Origin of the sequence: Streptomyces sp. NPDC093094, assembly GCF_044754345.1 — a bacterium.
Lineage (GTDB): Bacteria > Actinomycetota > Actinomycetes > Streptomycetales > Streptomycetaceae > Streptomyces.
Window position 1 is genome coordinate 286,366 of record NZ_JBIVOX010000005.1, and the last position, 12,929, is coordinate 299,294.

Below are 12,929 nucleotides of genomic sequence, written 5' to 3' on the forward strand. Positions count from 1 at the left end.
GAGCCTGCGTGATCCGTGGGACCCGCGTACGGGGCGTGGAGCCGGGGAGGGCGTGGAGCGGCCGGGCCGGACGGCGGGCCGGTCCCGCCCGCGCAGGCCGCACCGTTGGCGCCGGGCCCTGCTCGCCGCCCTGGTCACCGGCGCTGTCGTCGTGCCGCTCTCCGCCGCCGCGCGGCCGAGCGTCCCCGCCCCGGCACCGGCGGACACCGGCCGTGTCACCGCCGCCGGACTGGAGGCGGCGTACGCCGCCCACCGGGGCAACGCCGCACAGGCGTCCCGCATGGCCGAGGCGCACGGCCACCGGCACCGCGCGGGCGTGGAGGACTCCCTGGCCGCACCGTCCCGCCAGCTGCTGTTCTTCGACGGACGCGGCCAGGGCAGGGCCGTCGAGGTCCTCGGCGACCTGGCGCACGCCGACCGGGTCGCCGTCCTGGTGCCCGGCTCCGACACCTCGCTCGACACCTACGGCCGCTTCCGTGCGGCCGCCCGCGCCCTGCACCGGAGCCTCACCGCACAGGCCCCGGCCGGGACGGGCACGGCGGTCGTCGCCTGGCTCGGCTACGACACCCCCGCCACCTTCGGCGCCGCGGTGCTCACGACGGACCGCGCGGACGAAGGCGCCGTGCGGCTGGGCGAGTTCATCCGCACGCTGCGCGGCCTCACCGGCCCGCGGACGACCGTCGCCCTGCTGTGCCACTCCTACGGCTCGGTGGTCTGTGCCCGCGCCGCCGACGGGCCGTCCGCCGACGACATCGTCCTCGTCGGCAGCCCCGGCACGGGCGCGGACAGCGTGGCGGACCTGCACACCCGGGCCCGCGTCTGGGCGGCCCGCGGCTCCGGCGACTGGGTGGCGGACGTACCGCACATACGGGCCGAACTGCTGGGCACGACCGTCGGTTTCGGCACCGACCCGGTCTCCCCGGCCTTCGGCGCCCGGGTCTTCACGGCCGGCCACGGCGGCCACAGCGACTACTTCGCACCGGGCTCCGCGAGCCTGGCCGGCCTGACCCGGATCGTCCTCGGCGAGACCCCGGAGGCGAGCCGTGGCTGAGCGGACGCCGGGCCGGGAGCACGGCAGCAGGATCCCGGGACCGGCGCGCGTTCTGGCCCGCATGCGCCGTGCGGCCGAGCGGTTCGACGCCGCCACCCCGGCCGGCCGCAGACGTGAGGTGGACGCCCTGCGGGCCTTCGCGATCCTCGGAGTCGTGCTGGGGCACTGGCTGGTGACGGCCCTGGTCGCCGACGGCGGCAGCCTGCGTACCGCGAGTCCGCTTGGGGAGATGCCGTGGCTGGCCCCGATCTCCTGGGTCTTCCAGACACTGGCCGTGTTCTTCCTGGTCGGCGGCCATGTGGCGACACAGGGGCATGCCTCCGCCCAGGCACGCGGTGTCCCCTACCGGCGCTGGCTGAGGCTGCGGCTGGCGCGGCTGTTCCGGCCCGTGATGCCCGTGGCGGCCCTGTGGAGCGTGTCCGCGGTGACGCTGCTGCTGTCCGGCACCGACTACGGCACCGTGCGCACGCTGGTCAAACTCGCCCTGTCCCCGCTGTGGTTCCTTCTGGTGTACGCGGGGCTCACCGCGGCCACGCCGCTGCTGGCTCGGGTGCACCCGCTGTGGCCGCTGGTGGTCGTCCTGCACGTCGACGTGGTGCGCTTCGGTCTCGGCGGACCCCCGTGGCTGGGCTGGGTGAACCTCGTCGCGGGCTGGGCGGTGCCGTTCACGCTGGGCGCGGCCTGGACCCGCGGCGAGGCGGAGAGCCGCCGTGCCGGGTGGCTGCTGCTGTGCGGCGGGGCGGTGGCGACGGCCGGGCTGGTGGCGTGGGCGGGCTATCCCGCGTCGATGGTCGGTGTGCCCGGTGCCGCGGTGTCCAACCTGAATCCGCCGACCCTGGCCGCGGTCACCTTCGGTGTCGCACAGTGCGGGCTGGCCCTGCTGCTGCGCGGCCGGCTGAGCCGGGCCATGCGCCGGCCGGTCCTGTGGGCGGGGGTGGCGGGCGCCAACCTCTTCGCGCTGACGGTCTTCCTGTGGCATCAGACGGCCCTGATGGCCGTCACCGCGAGCACCCTGCCGCTCGGCCCGCTGCCCGGCCTGCACACGGCACCCGGGGACCTGGGCTGGATCGCCGGCCGACTCGTCTGGCTGCCGGTGTTCGCGCTCGCGCTCGCGGTCTGCTGGGCCGCGTTCCGGTTCTGCGAGCTGGACGCCCGCGCCGTGAGGACGCGGCGGCGGGAGCGCCCCGCGCGAGTGGCCGGGCCGAGTGGTCCGGCGGGCGGCCCGGCGGCCGGTCGCCGTCCGTCCGCAGTCGAGGAGGTACGACATGTCTAGGGTGAGGGGTATGAGGGGCACGGGGGATGGGGGACGGCCGTCGCAGCCGCCCGGTGTGCGCGGTACCCGGCAGGCGCTGCGGTCGGTGCGCGAGGACCTGCTGTCCTTCGACGCGGCACCTCTGCCGCCGTCGGAATGGCTGCGCTGGCTGCCGCACGGCGTGGTGTGGCTGATAGCGGTGATCGTCACGGGCACCGAGATGGCCATGCTGGCCGACGGCTACCGGCAGAACGCCCAGTACGCGGTCGCGGTGTCGCTGGTGCAGGGCGCGGCCGTGGTGCTGGCGCTGCGGCGGCCGGTGCCGGCCTGGCTGCTGTCCACGACGGTCGCGGTCGTCGTCGCCCTCGCGGCCCGGTCCCAGCTGATCTCGGGCCAGGCCACCGACGGCATGTCCTGGCCGTGGTCCGTGCCCGGTCTGTTCGCTCAGGCGCTGGTGGTGCTGCTGCTCGCGCTGCGGGTCCCGACCCGGGTGACGGTCGAGGCGCTGGCGGTGACGGCGCTGGCCACCTACCTCGTCCAGGGCGTCGTCGGCGCGGCGAACTACGAGTCGACCGGTGTGACGGCGGTGGCCCTGTTCACCGGCATGGGCACCCTGGGCAGCGCCCTGCGGGGCCGCCGCGTGGCCCGCAGCCAGCTGGTGGAGCAGACGGAGATCACCGCCGAGGAGCGGGCCCGCCGCACCCTGCTGGAGGAACGCAGCAGGATCGCCCGGGAGTTGCACGACGTGGTGGCCCACCACATGTCGGTGATCTCCATCCAGGCGCAGGTGGCCCCGCATCTGGTGCAGGACCCGTCGGAGGAGCTGAAGGAGAACCTGGCCGGCATCCGGCAGAACGCCCTGGAGGCGCTCACCGAACTGCGCCGCGTCCTCGGTGTGCTGCGCTCCGAGCATCCGGAGGAGGCCGACGGACTGGGCGAGATGTCCGGCGGTCTCGCCCCGGACGCGCCGCAGCCCACCCTGGACCGTCTCGACGCGCTGATCGCGAACACCCGGGCGGCGGGCCTGGCGGTCACCACCGAGATCATGGGCGAGGCCGGCCGGCCCTACCCGCCGGGGGTGGAGCTGTCGGCGTACCGGATCGTGCAGGAGGCGCTGAGCAACGTGCTGCGGCACGCGCCGGGCTCGACGGCGGCCGTCGGGGTCACGCACTTCCCCGAGGGCCTTTACATCGGCGTCGTCAACTCCCCTCCGAAGCAGCCCGTTCCGCCCTTTCCGGGGGCAGGGCACGGACTGCTCGGCATGCGGGAGAGGACGGCGATGCTGGGCGGCCGGCTCAGCGCGACCCGGACCCGGGAGGGCGGGTTCGCGGTGACGGCGTTCCTCCCGCGCGACGCCGAGGGTGCCGCGTCCTGGAGCGGGGACGGCCTCGATCCGCTCGTGCCGTCCCCCCGCCTTCCCGCTCGCCCGGCCGAACCACCGACAGGAGACAAGAACCCATGAAGAGCGGTGCGATCCGCGTCCTCATCGCCGACGACCAGCAGATGGTCCGCCAGGGCTTCACCGTGCTGCTCAACACCCAGCCCGACATCGAGGTGGTAGGTCAGGCCGTCGACGGCCTGGACGCGGTCGCCAAGGTCGCCGAACTGGCGCCGGACGTCGTCCTGATGGACATCCGCATGCCCGAGCTCGGCGGCATCGAGGCCACCCGCCGGGTCGTCGCCGCCACGGCGGACACCAGAGTGCTGGTGCTGACGACCTTCGATCTCGACGAGTACGTGTACGAGGCGCTGCGGGCCGGCGCGTCCGGCTTCCTCCTCAAGGACGCCTCCGCCGACCAGCTCGCCGAGGCGGTACGCGTGGTCGCGGCCGGCGACGCCCTGCTCGCCCCCGGCATCACCCGGCGTCTGATCGCCGAGTTCTCCCGGCTGGACGGCACGCCCCGTGCCCCGCTGAAGCAACGGGTCGGCGATCTCACCGAGCGGGAGACGGAGGTGCTGGCGCTGATCGCCCGGGGGCTGTCGAACGCGGAGATCGCCGAACGGCTGGTCGTCGCCGAGCAGACCGTGAAGACCCATGTGGGCCGCATCCTGGTGAAGCTGGGTCTCAGGGACCGCACCCAGGCGGCGGTGTTCGCGTACGACTCGGGGCTGGTGAGACCGGCCGGGTACTGACGTCTGCGCACCGGTGCCGGCGGCAGGGCCGAGACCTGCGGGCCGGGGCGGAGACGGGCGGCACCGGGACCCGTAGTACCTGAGACGGAGGCAGAAGGACCCCTCTCACTGGTGACGACGGCGGCACCCGGCCGGGCCTACCGTTTCTCATGTGACCGAGACGACCCAGACCAGCGGGGGCGGGACGCGGGGGACCGCGCCGGAGAGCCCGTACGAGCCCTACACACCGCGCAGCCCCGAGGCGCGTGCGGCGATGCAAGCGCTGCGCGGCATGCGCGAGGACCTGATCCATGACGCGTTCGCCTACCGGCCCCTGCCGCGGCTGGCCGCGGACAGCCCGAGGATGCGCAAGGTGCCGCCCCGGCTGCGCCGGTACGCGGTGTGGACACCGCACGCGATGGTGGCCGGGCTCGCCTGGTTCACGCTGATGACCGGGCTCACGACGGGCCACGACATCGGCTCACCGACCGCGCTCCTCGGCAGTGCGGTTCCCGCGGCGGTGGTGCTGCTGACCCTGGTGCGGCCGGTTGCCGCGTTCTGGCTGTCGCTGGCGTCCACCCCCGTCATCACGGTCATCGGCGGCTCCTGGGACGGCTGGCCCTGGCCGCCGGGCAGCTTCGTCGCGCATGTGATCGTCATGACGATCGTCGCGATGCGCACCCGGCCGCGGGCCGCCGCGTGGATGTGGCTGGTGACGGCGGCCTACGGCCTCGGCTCCGACCTCGTCACGGCGTCCCCCTACTACGACTCCTCCGGCACCGCGCCCATGCTGGTCGTCTCGGCGTTCACCCTGCTGCTGGCGACCGTGTTCCATGTGCGGCGCGAGGCCGCCCAGGAGGTCACCGCCCAGCAGACGGTGACCCAGCAGGAGCGGTCCCGGCGCACGCTGCTGGAGGAGCGCACCACGATCGCCCGCGAGCTGCACGACGTGGTCGCCCACCACATGTCGGTCGTCGCGATCCAGGCCGAGGCCGCCCCCTATCGTGTGGAGAACCCGCCGCCCGAGCTGGAGCGCGCCTTCGCGACCATCCGGGAGAACGCGGTCGCCGCCCTCACCGAGCTGCGTCGCGTCCTCGGCGTGGTGCGGGCGGAGGACTACGAGGCGCCGGACGCCCCGCAGCCCACCCTCGCCGAGCTGGACGCGCTGCTGGCCAATGTGCGGGACGCGGGCCTGACGGTGGAGAAGGCGGTGACGGGCGCGGTGCGTGAACTCCCACAGGGCGTCGAGCTGTCGGCGTACCGGATCGTGCAGGAGGCGCTGAGCAACGTCCTGCGGCACGCGCCGGGGGCGAGCGCCCGGGTGGAGATCGGCTATGTCCTGGGCGGCCTGGGCGTGCGCATAGTCAACGGCCCGCCTCCGTCGCCGGGGCTGGTCAAGCCCTCGCCCGGAGCCGGGCACGGCCTCACCGGAATGCGCGAGCGGGTCACGATGCTGGGAGGCGAGATGGCGACGGACCACACGCCGGACGGTGGTTTCGAGGTGGCGGTGTTCCTTCCGGTCGCCCTGGCGAACGAGGCCGGGGCATGACGATCCGTGTGCTGATAGCCGACGACCAGATGATGGTGCGCGAGGGTTTCTCCGTGCTGCTGAACGCGATGCCCGGCATCGAGGTCGTCGGCGAGGCGGTCAACGGCCGCGAGGCCGTGACGAAGGTCCGTGAGCTCGCCCCGGACGTCGTCCTGATGGACATCCGGATGCCCGAGCTGAACGGCATCGAGGCCACACGGGAGATCGTGGCGGCGGACGGCACGGCCAAGGTGCTGGTGCTGACGACCTTCGACCTCGACGAGTACGTGTACCAGGCGCTGCGTGCCGGGGCCTCCGGCTTCCTGCTGAAGGACGCCTCGGCCCGCCAGCTCGCGGACGGGGTGCGGGTGGTGGCGGCCGGGGAGGCCCTGCTGGCGCCCTCGGTGACCAAGCGGCTGATCAGCGAGTTCTCCAAGCTGTCCGAAGTCACTCGGCCGGCCGTCGGCGCAGGCGCCCAGGCGGCCTACGGAGAACTGACCGAGCGGGAGACGGAGGTGCTGGTGCTGATCGCCCAGGGCCTGTCGAACGCGGAGATCGCCGGGCGGCTGGTGGTCGCGGAGTCGACGATCAAGACCCACGTCAGCAGGATCCTGGTGAAGCTGGGGCTCAGGGACCGCACCCAGGCGGCGGTGTTCGCCTACGAGGCCCGGCTGGTGACGCCGGGGTGAGCGGGCTCCGGCGAAAGCCCGGAGGACGTGTGCGGCACCGAAGCCGGCACGGGTGCCGGCTCTGGTCACGGACCGCCCCGGCGCGTTAGCGTCCGGGCATGTCAGGCCGCACCGATCTCGCCTTCGATCCCTGGGACGCCGGGTTCCTCGCGGACCCGTACCCCGCCTACGCCGAGCTGCGCGCGCAGGGCCGCGTGATCCACTACGCGCCCACCGGCCAGTGGCTCGTCCCCCATCACGCGGACGTGTCGGCGCTGCTGCGGGACAGACGGCTGGGCCGGACCTATCAGCACCGGTTCACGCACGAGGAGTTCGGGCGGAGCGCGCCGCCGCCGGAGCACGAGCCGTTCCACACGCTCAACGACCACGGGATGCTGGACCTGGAGCCGCCGGACCACACCCGGATCCGCCGGCTGGTGTCGAAGGCGTTCACGCCGCGCACGGTGGAGCGGCTGGGGCCGTACATCGAGCGGCTGGCCGCGGAGCTGGTGGACCGGCTGGTCGGGGCGGGCGGCGGTGATCTGCTGACGGACGTCGCCGAACCGCTGCCGGTCGCGGTGATCGCGGAGATGCTGGGTGTGCCGGAGGCGGACCGGGCGCCGCTGCGGCCGTGGTCGGCGGACATCTGCGGGATGTACGAGCTGAACCCGTCGCAGGAGACGGCCCAGAAGGCCGTACGGGCGTCGGTGGAGTTCTCCGGCTATCTGCGGGAGCTGATCGCCGAGCGCCGCAAGGAGCCCGGCGACGACCTCGTCTCCGGGCTGATCGCGGCGCACGACGAGGGCGACCGGCTCACCGAGCAGGAGATGATCTCCACCTGTGTGCTGCTGCTGAACGCCGGTCACGAGGCCACGGTGAACGCCACCGTCAACGGCTGGTACGCGCTGTTCCGCAACCCCGGCCAGCTCGAAGCGCTGCGCGCCGACCACACGCTGGTGCCCTCCGCGGTCGAGGAGCTGATGCGTTACGACACCCCGCTCCAGCTCTTCGAGCGGTGGGTGCTGGACGACATCGAGATCGACGGACAGGTCGTCCCGCGCGGTGCGGAGCTCGCCCTGCTGTTCGGCTCCGCCAACCACGACCCGGCGGTCTTCGCCGACCCCGGACGGCTCGACCTCGCCCGCAAGGACAATCCGCACATCTCCTTCAGCGCCGGGATCCACTACTGCATCGGCGCCCCGCTGGCCCGTCTGGAACTGGCCGCGTCGATGAGGGCCCTGCTGGACCGTGCGCCGACGCTCCGGCTCGCCGCCGACCCGGAGCGCAAGCCGAACTTCGTGATCCGCGGCCTGGAGGGCCTGAGCGTCGAGGTCGGCTGAGCGGCGGCGGCCGCCCGCCGGACCCGGTGAGCCCCTGGACGCCCGCCGGGTCCCACCGCCGCAGCCCGGCACCCGGCCCGCCTCACCGCGGCCCTGCGCCCGCGGCCCTGCGCCCGCGGCCCTGCGCCCGCGGCCCTGCGCCCGCGGCCCTGCGCCCGCGGCCCTGCGCCCGCGGCCCTGCGCCCGCGGCCCTCGGACGGCGGCCGGGGCAGTCCACGGCTGGTTCCGCTCCCGGCCCACGGCTGGTTCCGCTCCCGGCCCACGGCTGGTTCCGCTCCCGGCCCACGGCCGGTCCCGCTCCCGGCCCACGGCCGGTCCCGCTCCCGGCCCACGGCCGGTCCCGCTCCCGGCCCTCGGACGGGCGGCCGGGGCAGTCCACGGCCGGTCCCGGCTCCGCTCCACGGCCGGTCACCCCGGCAGCGTCAGCCCCAGCGCCCCCTCCCACACCGTCCACGTCCGCCGCCGCACCGGCCCGGACACCACCGCGTCGGCCCGGTACCGGAAGTCCGACCCCGACACCGTCACCCGGCGCCCGGCCGCCCGCAGGGGCACCGCCTCCGTGCCCACGGACGCCGGCCGCACCTCGACCGCCGCGGCCCCGCCGCCCGCCCCCGGCGTGACGGAGACCTCGCGCACGGGCTGGTCCAGATCCACCAGCGTCACCCCGTCGACCTCGACCCGCAGCCGCGCGGGCCCGGCCGCGGGGACGGCCACCGCCGGCACCCGGGCGGGCCGCGCCGATCCGAGCGTGCGGACCAGCGAGCGCGCGGACCGCAGCCAGGGCACCCGCCCCCCGCCGTCGGTGACGGCGGCCGGCACGCCCACCGCCAGCACCGGCGGGATCCGCAGCGCGCCGAGCACGATGCCGTCGCTGTCGTCGACCAGAAGGTCGAGCCGCCGCTCGACCCCGTCGAGGACCGCGCGCGCCGCCGCGACCGCGCCGGTCGGCACCCCCAGCGACCCGGCCAGGGACAGCACCGCCCCCACGGGCACCACCGACAGCGCGCATTCGGCCAGCTCCCGCTGCCGGTGCAGCAGGGACACCGTCCGCACCAGCGCCCGGTCGTCCCCCACGACCACAGGCCGCCGCGACCCGCGCCGCGCCAGCGCCCGGGCGAACTCGTCCGGTCCGTCCGGCAGACACACCTTGGTCGCCGCACCCGCGCTGAGCACGTCTTTCGCGATCCGTACGGACTCTCCGTCCATCCTCCGAGCGACCGGATCGATCACCACCAGCAGCTGATCGGATGTCGCGAAAGTCGCCACCTCGGCCATGCCTCGCTTCCTCGGGTAGCATCTTTGTGCAAGAGCCCCTTGCGCTATTGCGCCAGGGGCTTCGTCTATTCCGGGGCATCCGGTCCGACGGGTTGCGGCCAACGAAGGTCGCCGGTGTACGACGCACAAGCCGTGTCGCGTACTCCCCTGACCTTGGACATGCCCCGCCCGGAAGGGGTGTACGCGCGTGCCCGCACTTGTGCTGCTCGGTGCTCAGTGGGGTGACGAGGGTAAAGGGAAGGCCACGGACCTGCTCGGCGGCTCCGTCGACTACGTGGTCCGTTATCAGGGCGGCAACAATGCCGGCCACACGGTCGTCGTGGGCGACCAGAAGTATGCCCTCCACCTTCTCCCCTCCGGCATCCTCTCACCGGGGTGCACCCCGGTCATCGGCAACGGTGTCGTCGTCGACCCGTCGGTCCTGCTCTCCGAGCTGAGCGGGCTCAACGAGCGAGGCGTCGACACGTCCAAGCTCCTCATCAGCGGTAACGCGCACATCATCACGCCGTACAACGTGACTGTCGACAAGGTGACGGAACGCTTCCTCGGCAAGCGCAAGATCGGCACCACGGGGCGCGGCATCGGCCCGACCTACTCCGACAAGATCAACCGTGTCGGCATCCGGGTCCAGGACCTGTACGACGAGTCGATCCTCCAGCAGAAGGTCGAGGCGGCGCTCGACGTCAAGAACCAGCTGCTGACCAAGCTGTACAACCGCCGCGCGATCGCCGTGGACCAGGTGGTCGAGGAGCTGCTGGTCTACGCCGACAAGCTCCGGCCGTACGTCGCCGACACGGTGCTCATCCTGAACCAGGCCCTGGAGGACGACAAGGTCGTGCTCTTCGAGGGCGGCCAGGGCACGCTGCTGGACATCGACCACGGCACGTACCCCTTCGTCACCTCCAGCAACCCGACCGCCGGCGGTGCCTGCACGGGTGCGGGCGTGGGCCCGACGAAGATCAGCCGGGTCATCGGCATCCTGAAGGCGTACACGACCCGGGTCGGCGCGGGTCCGTTCCCGACCGAGCTGTTCGACGCGGACGGCGAGGCGCTGCGCCGGATCGGCGGCGAGCGCGGTGTCACCACCGGCCGTGACCGCCGCTGCGGCTGGTTCGACGCGGTGATCGCCCGCTACGCCACCCGCGTCAACGGTCTGACGGACTTCTTCCTCACCAAGCTCGACGTCCTCACCGGCTGGGAGCAGATCCCGGTCTGCGTGGCGTACGAGATCGACGGCAAGCGCGTCGAGGAGCTGCCCTACTCGCAGACCGACTTCCACCACGCGAAGCCGGTCTACGAGACGCTGCCGGGCTGGTCCGAGGACATCACCAAGGCCAAGTCCTTCTCGGACCTGCCGAAGAACGCCCAGAACTACGTCAAGGCGCTGGAGGAGATGTCCGGCGCCCCGATCTCCGCGATCGGCGTGGGCCCGGGCCGGACCGAGACGATCGAGATCAACTCGTTCCTGTAGGCACGGCAGGCACAGCACGGCACGGCCGGTCCCGGCACAGCTCGACCGGGCCACGGCATGAACGGGCGTCCCCGGCAAGCGGGGGCGCCCGTTCCGTGTTCCAATCGGGTCATGCCCCTCCGTGAGGCGCCGTGCCAGGGCCCGTACGGGGGAGAGGTCCGGGGCACCGACTGCGGTGAGCGGGCCCGCTTCGAGGTGGTCCGCTACCGCCGTCCGCCCCTGCGTGTGTGCCCCGTCCATCTGGGGCCGGCGCTGCTGCTCGCGGGCGGGGTGCTGTGGCCGCCGGAGATCCGCCTCATCGGCTGAGCGGCCCCGCCGCGAGCCGGGCGGGCGCCACCGGCCGGACCTGTCGTGAAAGAGCGTGACTTTTCCCGGACCGAGGAGAAGGTGAGTGCCATGCGCCTGCTGATCAAGGCGAACGTGGACACGGAACGCGGCAACGAGGCCATCCGCAGCGGCAAGATGCCCGAACTCCTCCGGCAGACCGTGGAGCGCATCAAGCCGGAGGCGGTCTACTTCGGCCCCATGGACGGGCACCGCTCGATCCTGCTCGTGGTCGACCTGGCGGACAGCTCCGAGATCCCGCCCGTGGTCGACGGGCTGTTCACCGACCTCAACGCCTATGTCGAGGTCACCCCCGTCATGAACATGGACGACCTTCAGAAGGGCCTGTCCAGGATCCAGCGGTGACGGTCAGCTGAACACGATCATCGACCCCTGCGCCAGGCTCCGGGTCGCGGCCGCGTGCAGCCCCAGCCACACGTGCCGTTCGCGGGCGAAGGGGCTCGGGTCGTACGGCGCGGGCACGGCCGGTTCCTCCAGGCCGGTGGGGCCGGGCGGGGGCTGGGGAGCCGTCGGGGGGTTGGCGGGGTCGATGCCGATCGACGGGGCGATCAGCTCCAGCTCCCGCAGCAGGGCGTGCGAGGAGCCCAGCGGGCCGCCGCCGGCCAGCATCTCGTCGTCGGAGAGCGGGTGGGGGAAGTCGACGGGGAGGTACGCGCCGGCGTGGTCGTAGTGCCACACCAGGTGCGACTGCTGGGCCGTCGTCTCGAACATCTCCAGCAACTGCTCGTAGTCGCCGCCGAGTTCGTCCACCGGTGTCACGGGAAGGCCGCAGATCTGGAGCAGGTAGACGCGGCGCAGGAAGTGCAGCGCGTCGTAGTCGAAGCCGGCCACCGGGGAGACGTCGCCGGACAGCCCCGGCATGTACTGGTACACCGGCACCGGCGGCAGCCCGGCCTCGGTGAGCACCCGGTCGTATTGCGCGAGTTCGTCGGCGAACGGGTTGTCCGGGGTGTGGCACAACACGTCGACGAGAGGTACCAGCCACAGGTCACAGGCCAAGGAGGGCTCCTCACTGAGAACGCGCAGAACGCGCAGAAGCGCAGAACGCTGGGAACGGGACGGTCGGTGTACGCGGTGTGGCGCGGTGGTCAGGGCAGCGTAATCGGTGCAGTGCACGGATGGTTCCCCGCGTGCGCGTGCTCAGTCCCCGCCCAGGTTCTCGATCAGGGCGAGCGAGTGGTCGTTGTAGGCGGCCACGACGGCCCGTGCGGTGACGGTGTCCCGCCGGGTGAGCGCGTCGACCAGCTCGGTGTGCCCGGCCCACAGCCGGCCCCGCAGATCGGGCAGCAGCCGCAGCCGCTGCACCGCGCAGACCCAGGACTGCACCCGCAGCCGGTGCAGGAAGTCGGAGAGGTACGCGTTGCCGTACAGGGCGCTCAGCTCGCGCCAGAACCGCAGGTCGTAGCCGATCAGCACGGTCAGGTCACCGGCGACCGCGGCCCGTTGCGCCTCCTCGCCGCGTCGCCTGACGCCCGCGAGGGCGAGGGTCGTGCGCGGGTCGTCGGGGTCCTGGAAGCCGTGGCGGCCCTTGCCGAGCGCGTGGAACATGCCGTCGGTGACGAGCGTGCGCGCCTCCACCAGTCCGCGGAAGTCGGCCAGCGAGTACTCCCGGACCCGGAACCCCCGGTGCTGGTCCGCCTCCAGCAGGCCCTGCGCGGTCAGGTCGACCAGCGCCTCGCGCACCGGGGTCGCCGAGACGCCGTACTGGTCGGCGATCTCCTTGACCGTGAATGCCTGCCCCGGCTGCAGCCGCCCCGCGAGCACCTCGTCCCGGAGCGCGTCCGCGATCTGCTGCCGCAGCGTGCTGCGCATCACGGAGCCGGTGCCGCTGCTGCCGGACATGGTGCGTCCCGTCTCCCTCGTCGCGCGAAGCGGCCTGCTGAACGG

13 protein-coding genes are annotated in these 12,929 nt (G+C 73.3%); 10 read left to right on the forward strand and 3 right to left on the reverse strand.

All coding sequences use genetic code 11. The annotated features are described in order from the left end of the window. The first annotated feature begins 52 nt into the window (after positions 1-52). From ACIQGV_RS12440 to ACIQGV_RS12470, 7 genes are all read left to right on the forward strand, one after another. A complete protein-coding gene (locus ACIQGV_RS12440; protein WP_402494113.1) occupies positions 53-1,051 on the forward strand; it encodes an alpha/beta hydrolase in 999 nt (332 codons plus the stop codon). 61 nt (positions 1,052-1,112) lie between these two features. Then, positions 1,113-2,324, forward strand: a complete 1,212-nt coding sequence (locus tag ACIQGV_RS12445) for an acyltransferase (RefSeq protein ID WP_402494115.1) — start codon at positions 1,113-1,115, stop codon at positions 2,322-2,324. Between the two features lie 10 nt (positions 2,325-2,334). Beyond that, complete coding sequence (locus ACIQGV_RS12450; RefSeq protein WP_402493655.1) at positions 2,335-3,765, forward strand: sensor histidine kinase; 1,431 nt, start codon at positions 2,335-2,337, stop codon at positions 3,763-3,765. After that, entirely contained in the window at positions 3,762-4,436 is a 675-nt protein-coding gene (locus tag ACIQGV_RS12455; RefSeq protein ID WP_402493658.1) for a response regulator, read from the forward strand. Before ACIQGV_RS12450 ends, ACIQGV_RS12455 begins: the two co-directional genes overlap by 4 nt. Before the next feature lie 151 nt (positions 4,437-4,587). After that, the gene (locus tag ACIQGV_RS12460; RefSeq protein ID WP_402493661.1) at positions 4,588-5,964 is read left to right on the forward strand and encodes a sensor histidine kinase; all 1,377 of its coding nucleotides are present in this window, start codon (positions 4,588-4,590) and stop codon (positions 5,962-5,964) included. Then, the gene (locus ACIQGV_RS12465; protein WP_402493663.1) at positions 5,961-6,632 is read left to right on the forward strand and encodes a response regulator; all 672 of its coding nucleotides are present in this window, start codon (positions 5,961-5,963) and stop codon (positions 6,630-6,632) included. Before ACIQGV_RS12460 ends, ACIQGV_RS12465 begins: the two co-directional genes overlap by 4 nt. A gap of 98 nt (positions 6,633-6,730) precedes the next feature. After that, entirely contained in the window at positions 6,731-7,951 is a 1,221-nt protein-coding gene (locus ACIQGV_RS12470) for a cytochrome P450 (RefSeq protein WP_402493666.1), read from the forward strand. 408 nt (positions 7,952-8,359) lie between these two features. Here ACIQGV_RS12470 and ACIQGV_RS12475 read toward each other — a convergent pair whose 3' ends face one another. Beyond that, a complete protein-coding gene (locus tag ACIQGV_RS12475) occupies positions 8,360-9,226 on the reverse strand; it encodes a diacylglycerol kinase (RefSeq protein WP_402493668.1) in 867 nt (288 codons plus the stop codon). Positions 9,227-9,413: 187 nt separating this feature from the next. Here ACIQGV_RS12475 and ACIQGV_RS12480 point away from each other — a divergent pair, with 187 nt between their 5' ends. The 3 genes from ACIQGV_RS12480 (at position 9,414) to ACIQGV_RS12490 (ending at position 11,387) form a co-directional block, all read left to right on the forward strand. Beyond that, a complete protein-coding gene (locus ACIQGV_RS12480; protein WP_402493669.1) occupies positions 9,414-10,697 on the forward strand; it encodes an adenylosuccinate synthase in 1,284 nt (427 codons plus the stop codon). Between the two features lie 111 nt (positions 10,698-10,808). Beyond that, positions 10,809-11,003 (forward strand): hypothetical protein, encoded by a 195-nt coding sequence (locus tag ACIQGV_RS12485; protein WP_402493671.1) that lies wholly within the window; start codon positions 10,809-10,811, stop codon positions 11,001-11,003. A gap of 90 nt (positions 11,004-11,093) precedes the next feature. After that, positions 11,094-11,387, forward strand: coding sequence for a hypothetical protein (locus tag ACIQGV_RS12490; protein WP_402493674.1), 294 nt, complete (start codon positions 11,094-11,096; stop codon positions 11,385-11,387). 3 nt (positions 11,388-11,390) lie between these two features. On the opposite strand, the gene ACIQGV_RS12495 is transcribed toward ACIQGV_RS12490, so the two are convergent. Together ACIQGV_RS12495 and ACIQGV_RS12500 are read right to left on the reverse strand one after the other, a co-directional pair. Beyond that, the gene (locus tag ACIQGV_RS12495; protein ID WP_402493677.1) at positions 11,391-12,041 is read right to left on the reverse strand and encodes a hypothetical protein; all 651 of its coding nucleotides are present in this window, start codon (positions 12,039-12,041) and stop codon (positions 11,391-11,393) included. Positions 12,042-12,182: 141 nt separating this feature from the next. After that, the gene (locus ACIQGV_RS12500) at positions 12,183-12,884 is read right to left on the reverse strand and encodes a GntR family transcriptional regulator (RefSeq protein ID WP_402493678.1); all 702 of its coding nucleotides are present in this window, start codon (positions 12,882-12,884) and stop codon (positions 12,183-12,185) included. Between the last annotated feature and the right edge of the window lie 45 nt (positions 12,885-12,929).

Excerpts from the sequence above, each read along its gene's own strand:
- ACIQGV_RS12475 (WP_402493668.1), bottom strand. The coding sequence starts at position 9,226 with ATGGCCGAGGTGGCGACTTTCGCGACATCCGATCAGCTGCTGGTGGTG.
- ACIQGV_RS12465 (WP_402493663.1), top strand. The coding sequence starts at position 5,961 with ATGACGATCCGTGTGCTGATAGCCGACGACCAGATGATGGTGCGCGAG.
- ACIQGV_RS12450 (WP_402493655.1), top strand. The coding sequence starts at position 2,335 with ATGAGGGGCACGGGGGATGGGGGACGGCCGTCGCAGCCGCCCGGTGTG.
- ACIQGV_RS12455 (WP_402493658.1), top strand. The coding sequence starts at position 3,762 with ATGAAGAGCGGTGCGATCCGCGTCCTCATCGCCGACGACCAGCAGATG.
- ACIQGV_RS12490 (WP_402493674.1), top strand. The coding sequence starts at position 11,094 with ATGCGCCTGCTGATCAAGGCGAACGTGGACACGGAACGCGGCAACGAG.
- ACIQGV_RS12470 (WP_402493666.1), top strand. The coding sequence starts at position 6,731 with ATGTCAGGCCGCACCGATCTCGCCTTCGATCCCTGGGACGCCGGGTTC.
- ACIQGV_RS12485 (WP_402493671.1), top strand. The coding sequence starts at position 10,809 with ATGCCCCTCCGTGAGGCGCCGTGCCAGGGCCCGTACGGGGGAGAGGTC.
- ACIQGV_RS12500 (WP_402493678.1), bottom strand. The coding sequence starts at position 12,884 with ATGTCCGGCAGCAGCGGCACCGGCTCCGTGATGCGCAGCACGCTGCGG.
- ACIQGV_RS12445 (WP_402494115.1), top strand. The coding sequence starts at position 1,113 with ATGCGCCGTGCGGCCGAGCGGTTCGACGCCGCCACCCCGGCCGGCCGC.